This window comes from Amycolatopsis benzoatilytica AK 16/65, assembly GCF_000383915.1.
Classification (GTDB): Bacteria; Actinomycetota; Actinomycetes; order Mycobacteriales; family Pseudonocardiaceae; genus Amycolatopsis; species Amycolatopsis benzoatilytica.
Genome location: NZ_KB912942.1, coordinates 2537525 through 2558196, shown reverse-complemented (window position 1 = coordinate 2558196; position 20672 = coordinate 2537525). Strand labels below are relative to the sequence as shown.

Sequence of the window (20672 nt, the reverse complement as noted above, 5' to 3'; positions counted from 1 at the left end):
TCACTGGACGACGCGCTCGGAGACCGTCCGGCCGCCGGCCGCGGCGACCGGGCTCGGCGCTCCGGCGGCGGACAGCCGCCGCAAGGCGGCCGCGGCGGTCTTGAACAGCGGCTGCTTCGACACCGGGTCCCAGTCGGTGACCGTCAGCTCGTTGGCCGCGCGGTGCCCGTTGTGGCCGGTCGGGTCGGCGGTGTCCCAGTACCCGTAGTGGAAAGGCAGGAACAGGACCCCGTCGCGGATGCCGCACGGGCGCGCTTTGGCCACCACCCGGCCGCGGGCGGTGCGGATTTCCACCAGATCGCCTTCGGCGATCCCGGCGCGTTCGGCGTCCCGCCGGGACAGTTCCGCCCAGACTTCCGGGGCGGCGTCCTCCAGCTGCGGCGCGCGGCCGGTCTTCGTGCGGGTGTGGAAGTGATACAGCGTCCGTCCGGTGATCAGCGCGAACGGGTGCTCGGCGGTGGGCGGTTCGTGCGGGGTCAGGTAGCGCGCGGGCTTCAGCATCGCTTGGCCTCGGGGGTTGAACGCGCGGTATTCCTCCGGTTCGAGCGGCTTTCCGGTGTGCAGGTCCTTGCCGTAGTCCTCGCAGTAGTCCGGAGCGGCGAAGAACTGTCCGTCGGGGTAAAGGCGTTCGGTGCCGTCCGGATGGGCTTCGTCGCACGGCCACTGGATTCCGCTTTTCACGCGCAACTTCTCGTAGGACAGCCCGGTGTAGTCGCACGGTCGGCCGGCGGACGCTCGTTGCCAGCCGGCGAACGCCGATTCGGCGTCGTGCCACGGCGGGAACGGCTCCCCGGCGTTGTCTCGCAGGTCCATCCGGCGCGCGTAGTCGAGGAAGATGTCCAGGTCCGGTCGTGCTTGCCCGGGCGGCTCCACCGCTTTCTCGGACAGGTGCACCGTGCGGTCGGCGTTGGTGAAGGTCCCGGTTTTTTCGCCCCACATCGCCGCTGGCAGCACGACGTCGGCGAATTCGGCGGTCTCGGTGCGGAACGCGTCCTGCACCACGACGAACAGCCGGTCCTGGCCGAGGATGCGGCGCACCCGGGCGAGTTCGGGCAGCGACACCGCCGGGTTGGTCGCGGAGATCCACCAGAACCGCAGGTCGCCGGTTTCGGCGAGACTGAGCATCTTCATCAGGTGAGTCGGCGGGCCGTCGTGCGGGATCCGCTCGGCCGGCACGTTCCACAGCTCGGCCAGCTGGCTCACGTGCGTGTCGTTGTGCCAGTTCCGGAACCCGGTGAGGTCGCCGTCCGCGCCGCACTCCCGGGTGTTCTGCGCGGTCGGCTGGCCGTTCATCTGCAGGACGCCGCAGCCCGGCCGGCCGAGCATTCCGCGCAGCAGGACGAGATTGTTGACCTGCACCGCGGCCGCGGTCGCTTGATGGGACTGGTAAAAGCCCTGCAGGACGGTGCACAGCAGCCGTTCCGCGGTCCCGGCCAGGCGGGCCGCCGCCCGGATCTCGTCCGCGCCGACCCCGCAGATCGCCGCCGCACGCTCGGGCGGATACTCGCGGACGGTGGCGGCGAGATCGTCGTAGCCCACGGTGTGCTTCTGGATCCACGCCCGGTCGCACCAGCCGTTCTCCACGATCTCGTGCAGGATTCCGTTCATCAACGCGACATTCGTGCCTGGCAGCGGTGCCAGGTGCAGCTCGGCTGCCTTCGCGACCGGGGTCTCGCGGGGGTCGACGCACAGCAGCCGAGGCGGTTCGGGCCCGGCGAGCCGGTCGAGGATGCGGGACCAGAGCACCGGCTGCGTCGCGGCGACGTTGTGCCCGAACAGCGCGATCGCGTCGGCGTGGTCGACGTCGGTGTAGGACGACGGTTGCCCGTCGCAGCCGAAGCTTTCCTTGAGCGACTCGCCCGCGGTCGAGGTGCAGAGCCGGGTGTTGCCGTCCAGGTGGTTCGTGCCGAGGCCGCCGCGGGCGATCGCGGCCAGCGTGTAGTCCTCCTCGGCGAAAAGCTGGCCGCTCGTGTAGAACCCGAGCGAACCGGGCCCGTCGGTTTCGAGCAGTTCGCGGCTGCGGCGCACGATGCGGTCCATCGCTTCGTCCCAGGTGGCTTCGCGGAGCGCGCCGTCGTCTCGCACCAGCGGGGTGCGCAGCCGGTCCGGTGCGTTGTTGGCCTGCCAGCCGAACAGGTCTTTCGGGTCGAGCCGGCCGTGGTTGACGCGGTCGTCGGCGCGGCCGCGCACCCCGGCGATCCGGCCGTCCTTCACCGCGATGTCCAAGCCGTCGCCGTTGGAGTGGAGGACTGCCGCGGTGCGCACCCAGCGGTCGATGTCGCCGTCGGTCAAGCCGTCGGCGAGGTGTTCGTCCACCCGGATCGGCCAGCCTTCGCCCGCGCCGTACGGCGTGCGCGTTCCCCATGGTTCGGCGATTCCGTCCCGCACGCTGCCTCCTAGCCCGGTCGATGCACGCGGATACCCGGGCGCGGCCGGGGCAAACGCGGGTTTCGGTCGCGAGGCGCGGGGTACGCGGCCCGAAACGGCCCGAGAACCGCGACAGGAGGACAACTGTGAAGGCTGTGGTGTGGCACGGAACCGGGGACATCCGGCTCGACGAGGTACCCGATCCGAAAATCCTCGAACCGAGCGACGCGATCGTGCGGATCACACGCAGCGCGATCTGCGGCACCGACCTGCACCTGGTGCGTGGCACCATGCCCGGCATGGCGGAGGGGACAGTGCTCGGGCACGAGGCGGTGGGCGTGGTCGAGGAGGTCGGACCCGCGGTGCGCGGCTTCACCCCCGGCGACCGGGTGGTGATCCCGTCGACCATCGGGTGCGGCACCTGCTCGTACTGCCGCGCCGGCTACTACGCGCAATGCGACCGGGCCAACCCGAACGGCCCGTCCGCCGGAACGTGCTTCTTCGGCGGCCCGGAAGCCACCGGCTCGGTGGACGGGCTGCAAGCGGAGTACGCGCGGGTCCCGTTCGCGATGACGTCGCTGGTCCGGATCCCGGACGCGGTGAGCGACGACCAGGCCATCCTGCTGTCGGACATCTTCCCGACCGCGTGGTTCGGCGCTCGGCTGGCCGAGGTCAGCCGGGGCGACAGCGTGCTCGTGCTCGGCGCGGGCGTGGTCGGCCAGTTCGCGATCGCCTCGGCGAAACGGCAGGGCGCGGGCCGGGTCTTCGTCGTGGACGGCATCGAGTCCCGGCTGGACAAGGCGCGCGAGCAGAATGCCGAGACCGTCGACTTCAACCGGGAAGACCCGGTCGCCCTCGTTCGGGAGCTGACCGGCGGGATCGGCGTGGACCGGGTGATCGACGCGGTCGGCGTGGACGCCGAGCGACCCAAGTCCGGTCCGGCCGCGGAAGCGGCGCGGGAGCAGGCGGAACAGTTCGACCGCGAGCGCGCCGCGGTCGCGCCCGACGCCTCGCCGGACGGCGACCTGTGGGTGCCTGGCGACGCGCCCAGCCAGGCGGCGCGCTGGGCGGTGGACTCCGTCGCTAAGGCGGGCAGCATCGGCGTGATCGGGGTCTACCCGCCCGGCTTCGAAGGCTTCCCGTTTGGGACAGCGATGAACAAGAACCTGACCGTGCACATGGGCAACTGCAACCACCGGCGTTACCTGCCGGAGTTGCTGGACCTGGTGCGCACTGACGTGGTCGACCCGACCGCGTTCATCACCCGCAGGCCAGAGCCGGCCGCCGTGATCGAAGCGTACGAATCGTTCGACCGGCGAGAAGAAGGCTGGCTCAAGACAGTGCTGGAGGCGGCATGACCGAGCGGCACCCGGATCAGGAGCAGACCGCGAACCCGCGGCGCACCCAGATCGACAACGACGAGGAACGCCCGCCTCGGCGGCCCGAGCCGAAGAGCGAGCTGGAGGACGAGGAAGGCCGGTCGCGGCGCGGGCATCCGCGGCTGGGCGAGAATTTCCGCGGCGAGAACTGAGCGGTGTACCCAGTGCGGCGCGGTGTTTAACCTCGGATGCGTCGGCTAATCGAGTCGCATGAGGATTCTGCTTTGGCACGTCCACGGTTCGTGGACCGACGCGTTCGTACGCGGCGGCCACGAGTATTTCGTCCCGGCGAGCCCGGAGGGCGCCCCGTGGGGCCTGGGCCGGGCCGGGCGGCAGTGGCCGGCCGTGACCGAGGTTCCGCTGGACCGGCTAGCGGACGCCCAGCCGGACGTGGTCGTGCTGCAGCGCGTCGAGGAAGCGGCGTTCGTCGGGGCGCAGCTCGGCACCCGGGTGCCCCAGATCTACCTGGAACACAACGCGCCGCGGCACGGCGCGGCGGTGTCCCGGCACCCGATGGCCGGACAGGACGCGATCCCGATCGTCCACGTCACCTCGTACAACGCGCTGATGTGGGACAACGGGATCGCACCGGTCACCGTCGTCCCGCACGGCATCCCGGACCCGGGTGAGCGCTACACCGGCGAGCTGCCCGCGGGCGCCGCGATGATCAACGAGCCGCGGCGGCGGGAGAGGGTGACCGGGGCGGACTTGCTGCCCGCGTTCCGGGAGATCGCGCCGGTGCGGCTGTTCGGAATGGGGACGGCCGGCCTGCCCGGCGGGCAGGGGGACGTGCCGCCGCCGCGGCTGTACGACGAGCTCGCCCGGCACCGGGTGTATCTGCACACCGCGCGGTGGACGTCGCTCGGATTGTCGCTGCTGGAAGCGATGCTCCTGGGCATGCCGGTCGTCGCGGTGGCCTCGACCGCCGCGCCCGGCGCGGTGCCGCCGGAGGCGGGCGTGGTGTCGGCCGATATCGAAGTGCTGGCCCGCCGGTTCCGGGAATTGGTGCACGAGCCGGACTTCGCCGTGCTCGCCGGGAAGGCGGCCCGAGAGCACGCGCTGGCGCACTTCGGGCTTGATGCCTTCCTGGCGCGCTGGGACCGGCTGCTGACCGAAACCGCCCCGGCAGTGGAAGGAGCGGCCCGATGAAGGTCGCGATGGTGTCCGAGCACGCCAGCCCGCTCGCCGCGCTCGGCGAGGAAGACGCAGGCGGTCAGAATGTCCATGTGGCCGAACTGTCCGCCGCGCTGAGCCGCGGCGGCCACGACGTCACTGTCTACACGCGACGCGACGACCGGTCCGCACCGGCCACCGTGGATGCGCCGGGCGGCTACCGGGTCGTGCACGTGCCGGCCGGACCGGCACGGCGGCTGCCGAAGGACGAGCTGCTGCCGCACATGGGCGAGTTCGGCAGCTGGCTGCGCGATCGGTGGACCGAGAATCCGCCGGACCTGGCACACGCGCATTTCTGGATGTCCGGGGTCGCGACCGCGCTCGCCGCGAGGGAGACCGGCGTCCCGGCGGTGCAGACGTTCCACGCGCTCGGCGTTGTGAAGCGACGGCACCAAGGCAGCGCCGACACCAGTCCGCCGGACCGGATCCGGCTGGAACGGATGGTCGGCCGGCAAGCTGATCGCATCGTCGCGACATGTTCCGACGAGGTGTTCGAGCTGGTCCGCCAGGGCGTGCCGCGGCGGCGAGTCTCGGTGGTGCCGTGCGGGGTGGATCTCAGCCGGTTCGGCATCGACGGGCCAGTGGCCTCCCGATCCGCCCGTCGGCGGCTGGTGTCGGTGGGCAGGCTGGTGCCGCGCAAGGGGTTCGACCTCGCGATCGCCGCGCTGCCGCTGGTCCCGGACACCGAGTTGGTGATCGCCGGCGGTCCAGCCTCCGGGGCGCTGTCCGGCGATCCGGAAGCGCGGCGGCTGCGGAAACTCGCCGCCCGGCTGGGGGTCGCCGACCGCGTGCAGCTGGTCGGGCAGGTGAGCCGTGCGGACATGCCGGCCTTGCTGCGCTCGGCGGACACGGTGCTTTGCACGCCTTGGTACGAGCCGTTCGGCATCGTCCCGCTGGAGGCGATGGCCTGTGGCGTGCCGGTGGTGGCGACTGCTGTCGGCGGGCTGACCGACACTGTCGTCGACGGGGTGACCGGCAGGCTGGTACCACCGCGCGACCCGGTGCGGCTTTCGGCGCGACTGCGGGCGCTGCTCGATGAGCCGGCCGAGCTGGAGGCGCTGGGAACCGCCGGGCACGAGCGAGTCGAAGCGCGGTATTCGTGGGACCGGATCGCGTCGGAAACAGTGCGAGCGTACGAAAAGGTGGTATCGGTGCGCGAGGTCGGCCGGGTCGCCGAGCAGTGACCGCGGTGCGTCATGCCCTTCCGGCCACGACGTTCTCCCGGAAGTCCGGGAAGAGGGGTGGAAGGGTCATCGAGGGGCCCCTCGATGACCCTTCCTGGACCGCCACGCGAAGCCCGCCTCAACCGACGTAGCGGCGCGCCTGCGACCTGCGCTGGGACTCTTCCAGCATCCGCAGCCCGCGTTCGACCTCCGCCGGCACGACCGCACGTTCCCGGAGCACCCAAGGCAGCCCGCGCAAGCACTCGGCCACCGCGGCGGCGGTGGTCCGGTCGCGCGGGGCTTCGGACAGCACCGCAGCCGCGCGGCGGAACACCGAGCGCCACGGACGGCGCAGCAGCAGCGTCCACAACGTGTTCCGGATCCCCAGGCCGCGCCGACGGCGCGGATCGCGCAACCGCGACGGCGCATGGTGGATGACGACGTCTCCCCGCCAGCACATCCACCAGCCGCGGGCGGCGAGGTCCAGAGCGAGCAGTTCTTCCTCGCCGCCGAGCCACAGCCGGGACGAAAAGCCGCCCGCCTCGCGGAAGGCCGACACCCGGATCATGGTCAGTCCGGCCAGCACGCCGAGCAGCGCGGGGCCGGGCAGCCACGGCGGGCCAGGCACCGGCGAGAACCGCAGCTCCGGGGTGATCGGGTCCTCCCGCAGGTCCGGTTCGACGAGGCAGCGGCCGGTCACCGAGGCCAGGCCGGGATGCGCGTCGAGCACATCGGCGGCCTGGGCCAAGGCTCCGGGCTGCCAAGCGGTGTCGTCGTCGCAGAAGGCGACGTAGGGCGTGGTCACCTCGCGGACCGCGAGGTTCCGGCCGACCGCGCCCAGGTTCTCGTCGAGACGGAGCAACCGCATCTCGGGGAACTCCCGTGCGACAAGATCGGCGGTGCCGTCAGTGGAGGCGTTGTCCGCCACCAGAATCGGCGGCCGCTCCGGGAGCGCGGCGAGGCGCTGAAGCGTCCCCCGCAGCTGCTCGCGACGGTTGTGTGTGATCACGACAACCGATGCTCGGTCCATGGTCACCCCTCCAGCAAGCGTGCTTGCCGTTCGACTGCGGCGGGCAAGAGCCGGCGGCGGGCCAGTGCGGACGGCAGCCGGATGGCGGCGGAGATCAGCGCCCCGAGCAGGCCCGGTTCCCGGCGGGCGCGGGCGAGCAAGCGCCGCAGCTGCGCCTCGCAGACGTCGGCCGGCCGCCGCTGCCATGCGATGAGCAGCTGGTTGCGCGCCTCCATTCGCCGACGCCAGCCGGGCGATGGCCGCGAGCGCGAAGGATGGTGGTGCGCGACGATGTCGGCCCGGTAGCAGAGCTGCCAGCCCGCCGCGGCGAGGTCGTAGGACAGTTGCTGCTCCTCGGCCCCGAAGTGCAGCACCGTGCTGAAGCCGCCGGACTGCAGAAACGCCGACCGCCGCACGATGGCGGAACAGGCGAGGAAGCCGAGCACGAGCGGACCCGCAGCGTCCGGCGGTGTGCCGAGCGGGCTGTGCGCGAGCGCGGGGGTGATCGGGTCCTCGCGTTCTTCCGGGCCGACCAGCGTCCGGCCGGCCAGCAGACCGAGCCGGGGATGGGCGGCGAAGAGTGCTTCGGCACGGCGGAGGGCACCCGGTTCTCACCACGAGTCGTCGTCGCTGAACGCCACGTACGGGGTCTGCGCCGCGATGACGCCTTGGTTGCGGGCGGCTGCGCCGTGATTGCGCGGGCTGCGGATCACCCGGACCTGGTCAAATGATGCGGCGACCTCGGCGGTGTGGTCGGCAGAACCGTTGTCCAGCACGATGACCGGCGGCGGAGAGTCCATTGCGGACAGTTCGCGCAGGGTGCCGGCCAGCTCGTCCGCCCGGTTCCGGGTGGCGATCACCACGGTCGTCTGGTTCACGGCAGGCCCTTCAGTTCGCCGACGAGTTCGGCCAGCGGTCCGGGGTACGGGTGCTCGCCGGCGGCCCGGGCGCGCCCTTCGGCGGAGCAGCACCACTCGAACCACTCGTCCAGCTCGGCTCGACCGGCGGCCGCGGGGAGGATGGCGGGCCAGCCGAGCGCGGCGGCCTGTGCGGTCACTTTGCCGCCGTGCGCTACCGGATCCACCGCGAGCACGGGGACGCCCGCCTTCAGACCGAGCACGAGGCCGTGCAGCCGGGTGCTGACGAGGACGTCCAGCCGAGCGGCGACGCTCACGAACTGGTCGGGCGTCGAGCAGTGCCGCCAATCGTCGGTGGCGAGGCGGGTGTCGAGCTCCACCCGGCCGCAATCGAGGTCTCGCAGCCATCCGGTGAGCGTCTCGTGCACGTCCTGGTGCCGCCGGTCTGCTCCGTATTCGGGCTGGTCCGGTGCCAGCAGCACGCCGACCGCCGGTGGCGCTTCGAGCCAGGCGGCGAGCGAGAGGTCGGCCGTGCTGGCGTCGCCGTCGTCGCGGGCGAGCACGGCGTCGAACCCGGTCGCCGCGGGATCGTGCGGGTCGGGCACGGAAACCCCCACCGCCACCCGCCGGCAATGCGCGTAGCGCTCGTGCAGTTCGTTCAACTGCGCGCCGTGCAGCGGCCCGCACGCGAACACGACATGGCTGAACGCGTCCGGGTGCGCGTCCTCCAGATGCGGTCCCTCGGGCCGGAACCCCGGGCTCCACGCGGTCACATGGTCGACCCCGGCCTCGGCGAGCACATCGCTCACCGCACGCAGGCTCAGCACGTCGCCCGCGGTCGCCTCGCCGCGGCGGAAGCTTGCCCAGCCGGTCAGCAGCACTCTCATGCCGACCGGGTACCCGCACGTCACAACGGTTAACGCGGCGTTGCCCGGGTACCCGGCGGGGCATGGTTTTCTCCCACGCGGTAGTCACCGGCGGTGCCGGGTTCGTCGGCGCGCGGTTGTGCGCGAAGCTGCTTGCCCAGGGCACGAGAGTGACCGCCGTCGACAACTTCTCCACCGCCCCGCCGGGCGCGCTGGACCCGGTGATCGAAGATCCGCGATTCCGGCTGCTGGACCACGACGTGACAAAACCGATCCCGGTGCCGGGGCCGGTCGACGCGGTGTTCCACCTGGCCTCGCCCGCTTCTCCGCGGGCCTACCTGGACCGTCCGCTCGCGACACTGCGGGCGGGCTCGGCAGGCACCGAGAACGCGCTCTCGATCGCGACGGCACAGCACGCGCGCTTCGTGCTCGCGTCCACCAGCGAGGTATACGGCGACCCGCTCGAACACCCGCAGCGCGAATCCTATTGGGGCAACGTGAATCCGATCGGACCGCGCAGCGTGTACGACGAGGCGAAGCGCTACGCGGAAGCCCTTGCCAGCGCGACGCGGCGCAGCAAGGGAACCGACACCGCGATAGCGCGGATTTTCAACACCTACGGACCGGGCATGCGCGCGGACGACGGCCGGATGGTCCCGGCGTTCGTCACGCAGGCGCTGAGCGGAGCTCCGCTGACGGTCGAGGGCAGCGGACGGCAGACCCGGTCGCTGTGCTACCTCGACGACACGGTCGCGGGCCTGCTGGCGCTCGCTGCGTCCGGACATCCGGGGCCGGTGAACCTCGGCAACCCGCACGAGCTTTCGGTGCGCGAGATCGCCGAGCAGGTGCTCGCGATCACCGGTTCGCGGTCGCGGATCGTGCACGTCGCCGCCGCCGAGGACGATCCGCGCCGCCGATGCCCGGACATCTCGCTCGCTCGGCGGGTGCTCGGATGGACGCCGCGGGTGTCGGCCGGCGAGGGGCTGCGGCGGACCGCGGACTGGTTCGCCGCGCGGCGCGTCGCCGTCTGAGCCGCTGCGCGCAGTAGCGACGTCCTGGGCTTTTCCCGGAAATCCGTTTATCCGCGACTGCGCCGGGTAGCGCTTCGGGGACGGCGGATCGACGGGGTCCGCCCGCCGGCGAAGGGGTGAGCGGGTGCGTTTCCTGGGAATCAACGCGGTGTTCCACGATCCGGCTGCCGCGCTCGTAGCGGACGGCCGGGTCGTCGCGGCGGCCGAGGAGGAACGGTTCAGCCGGCGCAAGCACGGCAAGCAGGCGGTGCCTTTCTCGACGTGGGAGCAGCCGGGCCAGGCCGCGCGGTGGTGCCTCGAGCGGGCCGGGCTGACCGCGGCCGACCTCGACGCGGTCGGCTTCTCCTACGATCCGGACCTGGTCGAGTCCGGGCTGGCCGGGCACGATCCCAGCGGCGAGCAGCTGCGGACCGAATTCGCGCGTCGCGCGCCGGCATTCCTGCGCACCGAACTGCCGGGGCTGGACCCGGCGAAGGTCCGGTTCGTCCGTCATCACGTGGCGCACGCCGCGTCGGCCGCGCTGGCCGCACCCGCGGGCGATTCCGCGGTGCTGGTCGCCGACGGACGCGGCGAAAGCACGTCCTATCTCGCTGGCGAATACCGGGCAGGCCGGTTCAAAGAACTTGCCGCGCAACGGCTTCCGCATTCGCTCGGGCTGTGTTACGAAGACCTGACCGAGCACCTGGGTTTCGCTCGGTCGAGCGACGAGTACAAAGTCATGGCGCTGGCGTCCTACGGCTCTCCGGTGCATCTCGACTACCTTCGCGAACGCGTCCGGGCGACCGGGGACGGCGGATTCCGCACCGAGCCGATCGACTGGGCCGCCCTCGCCGCTCGTTGCGCCCGCGGCGAGCAGCCGACCCGGCGGCACGCCGATCTCGCTGCCAGCGTCCAGTGTGTGCTGGAGGAAGTGCTTCTCGACCTCGTCCGGTGGCTGCACGAGCAGACCGGGCAGGAGAGATTGACGCTGGCCGGCGGCATCGCGCTCAACTGCGTGGCGAACACCCGGCTGCACGCCGAGGGCCCGTTCGAGTCGGTCTGGATCCAGCCCGCCGCGGGCGACGCGGGGACCGCGCTGGGCGCGGCACTGCAGCTGGCGGCCGACGCCGGCGAGCCAATCGAGCCGATGCCCGGTGCCGCGCTGGGGCGCGAGTGGACCGACGACGAACTCGAATCCGCGCTGCGACAAGCAGACGTGGCCTACGAACGGCCGGACGACGTCGCGGAGTCGGTGGCGCAGGCGCTGGCCGACGACGAGATCGTCGCGTGGTTCCAGGGCCGGGCCGAGTTCGGTCCCCGCGCGCTCGGGCATCGTTCGCTGCTCGCGCATCCCGGCCGGGCGGGCAATCTGGAACGGCTCAACGACGTCAAAGGCCGCGAGCAGTTCCGGCCGGTGGCGCCGATGGTGCTGGCCGGCCGGGCGGCGGAGATCTTCTCCCGGGGCCCGCTGCCGAGCCCGTACATGCTGTTCGTCCACGACGTCGCCGATGCCTGGCGGCCGAGGCTGCCGGCGGTGACCCATGTGGACGGGACCGCCCGCGTGCAGACGGTCGAGCCGGCCGACGATCCGCGGACCGCCCGGATGCTTTCCGGGTTCGCGGACCGGACCGGGCTGCCGGTCGTGGTGAACACCAGTCTCAACACCGCGGGACGGCCGATGGTCGATTCGCCGCGGGACGCACTGGAGTGCTTCGGTTCGGCTCCGGTGGACGTACTGGCGCTGGGACCGTTCTTGGTCCGGCGCCACCGAAATCGCTGACGTTACGAGGAGGTGCTTTCCATGGCAGACCACTTCGCCGACCTGTGTTCGGCCGCGGAGCGCCTGCGCTTCGCCTCCCCGCGGATCGCGGCGTGGGGCGCGTGCCTGGCGCGGGTGTTCGAGAACGACGGACGGTTGCTCGCCTGCGGGAACGGCGGGAGCGCCGCCGAAGCCCAGCATCTGACCGGCGAACTGGTGGGCCGGTTCCGGCGCGAACGCCGTCCGCTGTCCGCGATCGCGCTGCACGCCGACACTTCGGCGCTGACCGCGATCGGCAACGACTACCCGGCTTCGGAGCTGTTCGCGCGCCAGGTGCAGGCACACGGCCGGCACGGCGACGTGCTGGTCTGCTTGTCCACCAGCGGAACCAGCCAGAATGTCGTGGCGGCCGCGAAGGCGGCGCACGAGCTGGGCGTGACCACGTGGGCGCTCACCGGACCGGCACCGAACCCGCTCGCCGCGTTGTGCGACGACGCGGTGGCCGTCGATGCGCCGAGCGTCGCGACAGTGCAGGAGCTGCACCTCGCCCTCATCCACGCGTTGTGCGAAGCGCTGGACGACGCGCTCGGGGTGCCGGCGTGAAGCCGCTGGTGGTGGTGGGCGACGTGTTCCTGGACGTCGACACGGAGGGCACCGCGGATCGGCTGTGCCCGGACGCACCGGTACCGGTCGTCGACGTGGCTCGGCGGTGGCTGCGCCCGGGCGGCGCCGGTCTCGCCGCGGTGTTGGCTGCCCGCTCCGCCGCCGACGTGGTGCTGGTGGCCGCGTTCGGCGACGACCTGGCCGCGCGCACGCTCGTGGGACTGCTGGAGCCGGAAGTGACTCTGGCTCCGGTACCGCTGTGCGGTGCCACCGTGTCGAAGACGCGTGTCCGCGCCGCAGGGCAATCGTTGCTGCGACTGGATTCCGGGGACGGAATCGCCTCGGGCCAGACACTGCCCGAGCGCACCGAACGAATGCTGCGGCGGGCCGGGACGATCCTGGTCGCCGACTACGGCCGCGGACTCACCCGGAACCCACGGCTGCGGGCGGTGCTCGCCGACATGGCGTCCCGGGTCCCGGTGGTGTGGGATCCGCATCCGCGCGGCGCGGCGCCGGTGCCGGGAGCGCGGCTGGTCACTCCGAACGCGAGCGAGGCCACGGCGCTCGTCCCGGACGCCGTCGAGATGCCGGGCCTGTTGCGGGAGCGCTGGCGTGCGGACGCGGTCGCGGTCACCCTCGGAGCGAGGGGCGCGCTGGTCGCGGAGGGCTCGGCGGTCCGGCGGGTGCCGGTGCCGCAGCGCGCGCACGTGACTGGTCGCGCCGCCCCCGACACCTGCGGGGCGGGAGACCGGTTCGCTGCGGCGGCCGCGGCGGCGTTGCTCGACGGTGCGCCGGTGGGCGAGGCAGTGCGGGTCGCGGTCGAGTCGGCGGCGCGGTTCGTGGCCGCGGGCGGGGCGAGCGCATTGTCCGTCGAGGACCGTCCAGGCACCGTCGCGGTTTCCCCGGAGGAGGACGCGTTCGCGGTGGCCGCGCGGGTTCGGGCGGCCGGCGGCCGGCTGGTCGCGACCGGCGGCTGCTTCGATCTCCTGCACCCCGGCCACGTCAGCTTGCTGCAGCGCGCGCGGGCGCTCGGCGACGCGCTCGTGGTGTGCTTGAACTCGGACAGTTCGGTGCGCCGGCTGAAAGGCCCGGGCCGTCCGTTGCTGTCCGCCGGAGACCGGGCCCGGCTGCTGTCCGCACTGTCCGTTGTGGACGCGGTGGTGATCTTCGACGAGCCCTCGCCGTCCGAGGTGCTGGAGCGATTGCGGCCGGACGTGTGGGCGAAGGGCGGCGATTACACCGAAGCGGATCTGCCCGAACGGGCGGTGGTGCGCCGGCACGGCGGGGAGATCGCGCTGGTGGCGACCTTGCCCGGTTATTCGACGACGAAGCTGGTCGCCGCGGCGGCCGGCAGGTGAGTCCCGATTCGGAAAGAGAGGAGCCCGATGCGTTCTCTAGGCAATGTCCTGATCACCGGCGGTGCGTCCGGTCTCGGCGCGGCGACAGTGGACGCCGTCCGGGCGGAAGGCGGCACGCCCTGGGTCATCGACCGCGTGCGCCCGGTCGACGGCGTCGACTGCGTACAGGCCGATCTCGCGGATTCGGCCGCGGCCGAGCAAGCGGTGCGGGAGGTGGCCGAGCGTGCGGGCGGTCTCGACGGAGTGGTCACCGCGGCCGGGACCGACGCCTGCGGTCCGCTCGGCGCGGTTCCGGCGAAGGACTGGGAACGGGTGGTGCACGTGAACCTGCTGGGCACCGTCGCGGTAGTGCGAGCCGCGCTGCCGTACCTCGAGCGCTCGCACGGGCGAGTCGTCACCGTCGCATCGACGCTCGGGCTGAAAGCAGTCAGCGACGCGACCGCTTACTGCGCCTCGAAGTTCGGCGTAGTCGGCTTCACCCGCGCGCTGGCCGCGGAACTGGCCGGCCGGGTCGGGGTGACCTTGCTGGTGCCCGGCGGGATGTGGACGCATTTCTTCGACGACCGGACCGAGCAGTACCGTCCGCCCGCCGACGCGAAGCTCAACCGGCCGGAACATGTGGCGGGCACCGTGGTGTTCGCGCTGTCGCAGCCACCGGACGCCGAAGTCCGCGAACTCGTGGCGTGCGCGTCAGAGGAAGGGTCGTGGCCGTGAGTGTGCTCGTGCTGCGCGCCCTGGGGATCGGCGACCTGCTGACCGCGGTGCCGGCCTTGCGCGCACTCCGCCGGGCATACCCCGGCGAACGGCTGGTGCTGGCCGCTCCGGAACCGCTGCGGGACTTGGTCGAGCTGGTCGGCGCGGTGGACGAACTGCTGCCCACTGCCGGCCTCGGACAGCTCGCCTGGCCCGGTCCGCCGCCGCGGCTCGCGGCGAACTTGCACGGCAGGGGACCGGAGAGCATCCGCGACCTGCTGGCGGTTCAGCCGGACGCGCTGCTCACGCATCGGCATCCGGCTCTCCCGGAGGTGCCCGGCCTGGACTGGGCGCCTGGACTGCACGAGGTCGACCGCTGGTGCCGGCTCGTCGAATACGGAGGGGCGGTCGCCGACCGAGCAGATCTGCGCCTCCCTGCGCCGCCCGGACCGAGTCCCGCGCCCGGTGCGGTCGTCGTGCATCCGGGCGCGGCGTTTCCGGCGCGACGCTGGCCGCCGGAACGGTTCGCCGAGGTGGCGCGGGACTTGGCGGCTGCGGGCCATCGGGTCGTGGTGACCGGCACCGCCGCCGAGCAGCCGCTGGCGAACGAAGTCGCGGAGGGCGCAGGGCTGCCCGCGGACGCGGTGCTGGCCGGCGAAACGGACCTGGCCGGGCTTGCCGCGCTCGTCGCCGGGGCGGCGTTGGTGGTGTGCGGGGACACCGGCGTCGGACACCTCGCGACGGCCTTCGGTACGCCGTCCGTGCTGCTGTTCGGGCCGACGCCGCCCCGGTGCTGGGGCCCGCCGCCGGATGCGCCGCAGCACGTCGCGCTGTGGGTCGGCGACGTCGGCGACCCGCACGGAGCCGAGCCGGACGCCGGGCTGCTGCTGCTGAGTCCGGGCCGGGTGCTCGCCGCCGCGCATGCGGTAGTGCGCAAGGGGGTGTCGCATGGTTGAGCGGATCGGAGTGCTCGGCGCGGGCTACGTCGGGCTGACGAGTGCGGCTTGCTTCGCCGCGATGGGCCACCAGGTGTCCGCTGTGGACATCGATGCGGCGAAGATCGCCCGCTTGGATGCCGGCGAGGTGGATCTCGCCGAACCCGGCCTGGCCGGACTGGTCGCCGAAGGAACCCGGGCGGGCACGCTGGCCTTCGGAACCGGCCTGGATGCGCTGGCCGGGCGCGAGCTGGTGTTCCTGTGCCTGCCGACGCCGCCGGGCGAGGACGGCGCGCCGGACCTCGGGCCGTTCCGCGACGCATTGCGCCGCCTCGGCCGGATCCTTTCCCCGGGCACCGTGCTAGTGACGAAGTCGACCGTGCCGGTCGGGACCGCCGGGCGCCTTCCGGGCTTCCTCGGCCGGGCCGATCTTCCGGTGGTCAGCAACCCGGAGTTCCTGCGCGAAGGCCATGCCGTGCACGACTTTCGCCATCCGGACCGGGTCGTCGTCGGCGCCGATCCGCCGGATTCGCCCGCCGCCTGCCGGGTCGCGCAGCTCTACGCCCCGACCGGAGCGGACGTCGTGCGCACCAGCAGCGCCAGCGCCGAACTGGCGAAGTACGCCAGCAACGGATTCCTGGCAGTCAAGGCTTCGTACGCGAACGCGGTGGCCGAACTGTGCGAGCAGTACGCCGCGGATATCCGTGAGGTGTCCGCGGTGATGGGCCTCGACCCGCGGATCGGTCCGCACTTCCTGGCCCCGGGCCCGGGCTGGGGCGGATCCTGCCTGCCGAAGGACACCAGCGCGCTGCTGCAGGCCGCGGATGCCGCCGGGGTCGAGTTCAGCCTGCTGCGGGACGCGGTGCGAGCCAACGCCCGGCAGCGCGCGCGGATGGTCCGGGCGATCCGGTCCGCCGCGACCGGCAGCCCGGACGGCTCGCTCGACGGCGTGCGGATCGGTGTGCTGGGGCTGGCGTTCAAGGCCGGCACCGCGGACCTGCGCGAATCCCCGGCGGTCGCGGTCGCCGCCGAGCTCGCTCGGCGAGGCGCCGAGGTGACCGCCTACGACCCGGCCGTCCGGTCCGACGCGGACGGATATCTCGTCGTGGACGACCCGTATCTGGTGGCGAAAGACGCGGCCGCACTGGCCGTGCTCACCGAATGGCCGGAATTTCGCGACCTCGACTGGCGGCGGCTGGCCGCCGCGGCGGACCGTCCGGTCGTGGTCGACACCCGCAATGTGCTCGATCCGTTCGCTGTCGCCGAGGCCGGGTTCGCCCGGGTCGGTGTCGGCACCCCGATGGAGGTTCCTGATGCGTGTTCTCGCCCTAGGCTGCACCCTCAAGCGCTCGCCGGCCCGCTCCAGCAGCGATCTGATCGCCCGGCAGCTGCTCGACCTGTTCGCCGAGCGGGGGGCGACCGGCGAACTGGTCCGGGTCGTCGACCATGACGTGCGCCCCGGCATCGAAGCCGACGCCGGCGACGGCGACGAGTGGCCGGAGATCCGGCGCAAGGTGGCGGCCGCGGACATCCTGCTGGTCTCGACGCCGACGTGGGTCGGGCACCCGTCCAGCGTCGCACAACGGGTGGTGGAACGCCTGAACGCCGAACAGTCCGAAACCGACGGCGAGGGCCGGCCCGGCATGTTCGGCAAGGTCGGCGTGGTGGCGGTGGTCGGCAACGAGGACGGCGCGCACAAGGTGACTGCCGACCTTTTCCAGGCCCTCAACGACATCGGCTTCACGATCCCGGCCCAAGGCGGCACCTACTGGAACGGCGAAGCCATGAACGGCGGCGACTACCAGGACCTGGACGAAACGCCGGAGGCAGTCGCCTCGACGAACGCCACGCTGGTGCGCAACGCGATGCATCTGGCGGAGCTGGTGGGAAAGCAGCAATATCCGGCGTCGTGACCGCTCCCTGGCCGGGCCGCCCCCTGCAGCAGCCCGGCCAGGTGCAGTTGTCACGGCCGCTGGCCGACTCCGGTGGCGATCTCGTGCCGGCGATGCTCGTCCGGCGCCAGCGGCGGGGTGTCCGCGCCCTCCCCGTGCCGGAGTCCGCGCAGGAACTCTTCCATCGTTTCGGCCGCGGACCAGTCCGGTCGCCAGTCCAATTCGGACCGGGCGCGCGCGGTGTCCATGGTGGGCAGCCGCAGCACGGTCTCGAACAGCCCCGGGGTCGCGGGCAGCAAATGCATGCGCCACGCCGCCGTGAGCGCCGGCTTGAGCAGGCCCGCCGGGACCGGCACGAGCCGGGCCCGCAGCAGGCGGGCCAGCAGGCGCGGGTCGACGGGAGGATCGGCGGCGATGTTGAACGCACCGGAGACCGGGCGCAGCACACAGCGGCGCATCGCGTCGGCCAGGTCGTTCGCGTGCACGACCTGAAACCGCAGGCCGGGGATGTCCGGCAGGAAGTGCACGAGGCCCGGCCGGACGAGACTGCCCGGCACGAACGGCCCGGCGAACAGCCGCCGCTGCTCGGTCGAGGCGGCCCGCTGGAAGACGAACCCGGGCCGGACGCGGACCACCCGGATTTCCGGGTGCGCACGCTCGAACGAGTCGAGACACCGCTCCACATATGCCTTTTCGCGCGGATACGCGGCACCGGGCCAGCCGTGCGTCGGCCAGTCCTCCGAGACCGGGCTGTCGTCAGCCGCGGGCGAGTAGGCGCCGACCGAAGACGCCACCACCAGCGTCGACACGCCTGCCGCCGCGGCGGCTTCGAACAGCCGGAGCGAACCGAGGACATTGGCCTCCCAAGTCACGTCGGGCCGATGAGTGGGCTGGAAGAGCCACGCCAGGTGGACTACCGTGTCGGCGTCGCGAAGCAGCGGTGTCAGGTCGTCCCGTGCCACGTCGGCGGCGACGTACTCGGTCTTGGGCGGCGGGACTCCGGCAGGTCGTCGCTCGATGCCGGTGATGGCGGCGACTTCGGGTGCGGCGGCGAGCGCGCGCACGGTCGCCGTGCCGATGTTCCCGGTCGCGCCTGTCACGGCGATCCGCTGTGGTTGCTGCGTTGTCATCGGAGCCGGGTACCCGCCAGGGACGGAATCACTCGCCGTCGAGCTGCCGGAGCAGCCGGCGGGCCGGCAGCGCCAACGCGCCCAGTCCGAGCGTCGCGGTCACCCCGTCTTGCGATGAGACCAGCCGATCCTCGACCTGCGACACCAGCGATCGGCACCGAGCCAGCTCGGGTTCGCGGCCGGGCGTCGCGGCGAGGCGGACCGCGGTCGCGAGCTCCCGCAACACGTCGGCGAGGACGTCGCGTGCCCCCGGCCACGGGTAGATGAACGGCTCGCGTCCCTCGGCGGTGGTACGGACCGCTTCGGCGAGCTGCTCGACGGCCGGCCACAGCGTCACCAAAGTCCGCAGTGGACGGTCGAGCTGACGCCCGGCGTGGCGGCTTCGCTTGCGGAGGTTGAGAAACCGGCCTTCGCGGCTGAGGCCGGAGGCGTCCTCGGCGGCGCGGGCGAGGCTGCGCACATCGCCGACTCGGCCGAGCCAGCTTTCCAGGTCGGCGGGCGGTTCGTCGGTGCGCACCAATTCGGCGGCGTCTTCCAGCAGGCCCGCGTGAGCTTCCGCGAGCCGGTGCGCTGCTTCCGCGAGGCGTTCGCCGTAAAGCGGCGGGAACAGCAGGCTGTTGACTGCGAGCCCGACCGCGGCGCCGAGCGCGGTTTCGAGCAGCCGGTCGCCGAGGAGCTCCGAGCTGCGGGCAGTCCCGTAGGTGACCAGCAGCATCCCGGTCACGCCAACCCACACGCCGGAGCTGCCGAACTGCCGCCAGGAGCCGAGCAACAGCCCGACGAAGACGACGACGGCGAGGGTCGCGGTCTGCTCCGGAAGCAGATGCGCGACCGCCGCGGCGAGGAGCACCCCGGCCGCGACCGAGCCGACCTGCTGCGCCCAGCCGAGCAAGCTCCGGTAGACCGTCGCTTCCACCAGGAAGACCGCGGCATACGGCGCCAGGAACGGCTGGGACAGGCCGAGCACCTGGGTGGAGAGCAGCCAGGCGGCCACCGCGGCGATCGTCGCTTTCGCCGCCTGCAGCACGATCCGCCGTTCGCTGCCCGGAACCCGGATCGCCCGGGCCGCCCAGCCGAGCGGGGTCCGGTCGAGGCTGAAGCTCACCGGCGGCCTGGCGGGGCGAGGTGGACGACCTTGGTCTGGGTCATTTCGTCGAGCAGCTCCGGGCCGTACCCGTAGCCGGTGCCGCTGCTGCGCCGGGGATGGGCCGCTCCGCCGGGAGCCCCGCCGAAGACCGCGTTGACCTTGACCGTTCCGACCGCCAGCTCGCGCCAGGCGTGCTGCGCGTGCTCCATGGACGCGGTGAGCACGGTCGCGGCGAGGCCGTATGCGTCGTCGGCGGCCTCGGCGAGCCCGTGCTCGAACGAATCGACGACGCAGACCGGCGCGACGGGGCCGAACGTTTCCTCGCGCAGCACTCGCATCCGGTTGGTGCACCCGGTCAGCACTGTCGCCGGGTAATGCGCGCCCGGTCCCGGCGGGATCGCTCCGCCGGTCCGCAGCTCGGCACCGAGCGACACCGCGTTCTCGACGTGGGAATGCACGTGGTCGCGGTGGCGGGGGTCGACTAGCGGCGCGAGCTGTCGCTCGCGGGCAGCGGCGGTGAGAGCTTTGAGGAAGGGTTCGGCCACCGCGCGATGCAGGTAGATGCGTTCCACGGCGACGCAGATTTGGCCGGAGTTCGCGAACGCGCCGAGCGCTGCCTGGTCTGCGGCCCAGCGCGGGTCGACGTCCTCGTCCACCACCAGCGCATCGTTTCCGCCGTTTTCCAGGAGCGCCTTCGCTCCGGTCGCGGCCGCGCTCTCGGCGATCGAGCGCCCGGCGGCGGTGCTGCCGACGTGCGCGAGGACGTCCACGTCGGCTCGCGCGGCGAGCGCGGCGCCGACTCGGCCGTCCCCCTGCACCGTCTGCAGAACGCCGCCCGAGAACACCCCGGCGAGCACTTCGCCGAGCAGCGCACCGGTGTGCGGGCATCGTTCGCTGGGCTTGTGCACTGCGGTGTTGCCGGTGGCGACCGCCGCGCCGAGCAGGCCGCAGGCAACCGCCACCGGGTCGTTCCACGGGGTCAGCGCGACGACCACGCCGCGTGGTTCCGGGACCATGAGGTCGGTCGCGTCGAAATCGCCGAGCAGGCTGCGGCCGCGGTGGACCGGCCCCAGTTCGGCGTATTGGCCGAGGGTTCCGGCTCCGGCAAGGACGCCTTCCCGTGCTTCGTCGACGGGCTTCCCGGTCTCCCGGCAGTTGATCTCGGCCAGGTCGTCGGCGTGCGCGCGCAGCCGGTCCGCGGCGGCGCGGAGCGCTTCGCCCCGTTCGGCCGCCGGGGTGCGCGCCCAGGTGGGCTGGACGCGGTGCGCCAGCCGCAGCGCGGCGTCGAGTTCGTCGGAGCTGGCCATCGGCACCGTGCCGACCGGGCTGCCGTCGGCCGGGTCGGCGATGTCGAGCACGGCGGCTGGACTGTCCAGCATGGTCATCGCATC

At 72.5% G+C, this 20672-nt stretch carries 18 protein-coding genes and 1 pseudogene; 12 read left to right on the top strand and 7 right to left on the bottom strand.

The window, feature by feature from the left end; translation table 11 throughout:
• The gene (locus AMYBE_RS0111655; protein WP_020659553.1) at positions 1-2388 is read right to left on the bottom strand and encodes a molybdopterin oxidoreductase family protein; all 2388 of its coding nucleotides are present in this window, start codon (positions 2386-2388) and stop codon (positions 1-3) included.
• Positions 2389-2513: 125 nt separating this feature from the next.
• Here AMYBE_RS0111655 and AMYBE_RS0111650 point away from each other — a divergent pair, with 125 nt between their 5' ends.
• From AMYBE_RS0111650 to AMYBE_RS0111635, 4 genes are read left to right on the top strand one after another with little or no spacing between them, the layout of a single operon-like run.
• Positions 2514-3725, top strand: a complete 1212-nt coding sequence (locus tag AMYBE_RS0111650) for a zinc-dependent alcohol dehydrogenase (RefSeq protein ID WP_020659552.1) — start codon at positions 2514-2516, stop codon at positions 3723-3725.
• On the top strand, positions 3722-3898 hold the full coding sequence (locus AMYBE_RS44790) for a hypothetical protein (protein WP_020659551.1): 177 nt from the start codon (positions 3722-3724) through the stop codon (positions 3896-3898). Before AMYBE_RS0111650 ends, AMYBE_RS44790 begins: the two co-directional genes overlap by 4 nt.
• Positions 3899-3956: 58 nt before the next feature.
• Positions 3957-4895 carry a glycosyltransferase gene (locus AMYBE_RS0111640; protein ID WP_020659550.1) on the top strand — a complete coding sequence of 313 codons (939 nt, stop codon included), beginning with the start codon at positions 3957-3959 and terminating at the stop codon, positions 4893-4895.
• Positions 4892-6103 (top strand): glycosyltransferase, encoded by a 1212-nt coding sequence (locus tag AMYBE_RS0111635; protein ID WP_020659549.1) that lies wholly within the window; start codon positions 4892-4894, stop codon positions 6101-6103. The genes AMYBE_RS0111640 and AMYBE_RS0111635 overlap by 4 nt, the downstream gene beginning before the upstream one ends.
• A gap of 118 nt (positions 6104-6221) precedes the next feature.
• Here the strand turns inward: AMYBE_RS0111635 and AMYBE_RS0111630 are convergent, their stop codons facing one another.
• The 3 genes and pseudogenes from AMYBE_RS0111630 to AMYBE_RS0111620 form a co-directional block, all read right to left on the bottom strand.
• Positions 6222-7112: a glycosyltransferase family 2 protein gene (locus tag AMYBE_RS0111630; protein ID WP_020659548.1), complete on the bottom strand. Its 891-nt coding sequence runs from the start codon at positions 7110-7112 to the stop codon at positions 6222-6224.
• A gap of 2 nt (positions 7113-7114) precedes the next feature.
• Positions 7115-7969, bottom strand: a pseudogene (locus tag AMYBE_RS41510) (glycosyltransferase family 2 protein).
• On the bottom strand, positions 7966-8835 hold the full coding sequence (locus tag AMYBE_RS0111620) for a polysaccharide pyruvyl transferase family protein (RefSeq protein ID WP_027927582.1): 870 nt from the start codon (positions 8833-8835) through the stop codon (positions 7966-7968). The pseudogene AMYBE_RS41510 and the gene AMYBE_RS0111620 overlap by 4 nt, the downstream one beginning before the upstream one ends.
• 62 nt (positions 8836-8897) lie before the next feature.
• On the opposite strand from AMYBE_RS0111620, the gene AMYBE_RS0111615 reads away from it, so the two are divergent.
• The 8 genes from AMYBE_RS0111615 (at position 8898) to AMYBE_RS46100 (ending at position 17085) form a co-directional block, all read left to right on the top strand.
• On the top strand, positions 8898-9845 hold the full coding sequence (locus tag AMYBE_RS0111615; RefSeq protein ID WP_020659544.1) for an NAD-dependent epimerase/dehydratase family protein: 948 nt from the start codon (positions 8898-8900) through the stop codon (positions 9843-9845).
• Between the two features lie 124 nt (positions 9846-9969).
• Positions 9970-11604, top strand: a complete 1635-nt coding sequence (locus AMYBE_RS0111610; RefSeq protein WP_020659543.1) for a carbamoyltransferase family protein — start codon at positions 9970-9972, stop codon at positions 11602-11604.
• 21 nt (positions 11605-11625) lie between these two features.
• A complete protein-coding gene (locus tag AMYBE_RS0111605; protein ID WP_020659542.1) occupies positions 11626-12186 on the top strand; it encodes a D-sedoheptulose-7-phosphate isomerase in 561 nt (186 codons plus the stop codon).
• On the top strand, positions 12183-13544 hold the full coding sequence (locus tag AMYBE_RS0111600) for a PfkB family carbohydrate kinase (RefSeq protein WP_020659541.1): 1362 nt from the start codon (positions 12183-12185) through the stop codon (positions 13542-13544). The genes AMYBE_RS0111605 and AMYBE_RS0111600 overlap by 4 nt, the downstream gene beginning before the upstream one ends.
• Positions 13545-13571: 27 nt before the next feature.
• Complete coding sequence (locus AMYBE_RS0111595) at positions 13572-14258, top strand: SDR family oxidoreductase (RefSeq protein ID WP_020659540.1); 687 nt, start codon at positions 13572-13574, stop codon at positions 14256-14258.
• On the top strand, positions 14249-15193 hold the full coding sequence (locus tag AMYBE_RS0111590) for a glycosyltransferase family 9 protein (RefSeq protein WP_020659539.1): 945 nt from the start codon (positions 14249-14251) through the stop codon (positions 15191-15193). The genes AMYBE_RS0111595 and AMYBE_RS0111590 overlap by 10 nt, the downstream gene beginning before the upstream one ends.
• Positions 15186-16622 carry a UDP-glucose dehydrogenase family protein gene (locus tag AMYBE_RS41505; RefSeq protein WP_084469962.1) on the top strand — a complete coding sequence of 479 codons (1437 nt, stop codon included), beginning with the start codon at positions 15186-15188 and terminating at the stop codon, positions 16620-16622. Before AMYBE_RS0111590 ends, AMYBE_RS41505 begins: the two co-directional genes overlap by 8 nt.
• Entirely contained in the window at positions 16546-17085 is a 540-nt protein-coding gene (locus tag AMYBE_RS46100) for a flavodoxin family protein (protein WP_245573378.1), read from the top strand. Before AMYBE_RS41505 ends, AMYBE_RS46100 begins: the two co-directional genes overlap by 77 nt.
• Before the next feature lie 50 nt (positions 17086-17135).
• On the opposite strand, the gene AMYBE_RS0111575 is transcribed toward AMYBE_RS46100, so the two are convergent.
• From AMYBE_RS0111575 to AMYBE_RS0111565, 3 genes are read right to left on the bottom strand one after another with little or no spacing between them, the layout of a single operon-like run.
• Complete coding sequence (locus tag AMYBE_RS0111575; protein ID WP_034286939.1) at positions 17136-18194, bottom strand: NAD-dependent epimerase/dehydratase family protein; 1059 nt, start codon at positions 18192-18194, stop codon at positions 17136-17138.
• A 28-nt stretch (positions 18195-18222) separates the two neighbouring features.
• A complete protein-coding gene (locus tag AMYBE_RS0111570) occupies positions 18223-19299 on the bottom strand; it encodes an FUSC family protein (RefSeq protein ID WP_020659535.1) in 1077 nt (358 codons plus the stop codon).
• Positions 19296-20666, bottom strand: a complete 1371-nt coding sequence (locus AMYBE_RS0111565) for an aldehyde dehydrogenase family protein (RefSeq protein ID WP_020659534.1) — start codon at positions 20664-20666, stop codon at positions 19296-19298. Before AMYBE_RS0111565 ends, AMYBE_RS0111570 begins: the two co-directional genes overlap by 4 nt.
• Positions 20667-20672: the final 6 nt, after the last annotated feature.

Excerpts from the sequence above, each read along its gene's own strand:
- AMYBE_RS44790 (WP_020659551.1), top strand. The coding sequence starts at position 3,722 with ATGACCGAGCGGCACCCGGATCAGGAGCAGACCGCGAACCCGCGGCGC.
- AMYBE_RS0111640 (WP_020659550.1), top strand. The coding sequence starts at position 3,957 with ATGAGGATTCTGCTTTGGCACGTCCACGGTTCGTGGACCGACGCGTTC.
- AMYBE_RS0111635 (WP_020659549.1), top strand. The coding sequence starts at position 4,892 with ATGAAGGTCGCGATGGTGTCCGAGCACGCCAGCCCGCTCGCCGCGCTC.
- AMYBE_RS0111630 (WP_020659548.1), bottom strand. The coding sequence starts at position 7,112 with ATGGACCGAGCATCGGTTGTCGTGATCACACACAACCGTCGCGAGCAG.
- AMYBE_RS0111620 (WP_027927582.1), bottom strand. The coding sequence starts at position 8,835 with ATGAGAGTGCTGCTGACCGGCTGGGCAAGCTTCCGCCGCGGCGAGGCG.
- AMYBE_RS0111615 (WP_020659544.1), top strand. The coding sequence starts at position 8,898 with ATGGTTTTCTCCCACGCGGTAGTCACCGGCGGTGCCGGGTTCGTCGGC.
- AMYBE_RS0111605 (WP_020659542.1), top strand. The coding sequence starts at position 11,626 with ATGGCAGACCACTTCGCCGACCTGTGTTCGGCCGCGGAGCGCCTGCGC.
- AMYBE_RS0111595 (WP_020659540.1), top strand. The coding sequence starts at position 13,572 with ATGCGTTCTCTAGGCAATGTCCTGATCACCGGCGGTGCGTCCGGTCTC.
- AMYBE_RS41505 (WP_084469962.1), top strand. The coding sequence starts at position 15,186 with ATGGTTGAGCGGATCGGAGTGCTCGGCGCGGGCTACGTCGGGCTGACG.
- AMYBE_RS0111575 (WP_034286939.1), bottom strand. The coding sequence starts at position 18,194 with ATGACAACGCAGCAACCACAGCGGATCGCCGTGACAGGCGCGACCGGG.
- AMYBE_RS0111565 (WP_020659534.1), bottom strand. The coding sequence starts at position 20,666 with ATGACCATGCTGGACAGTCCAGCCGCCGTGCTCGACATCGCCGACCCG.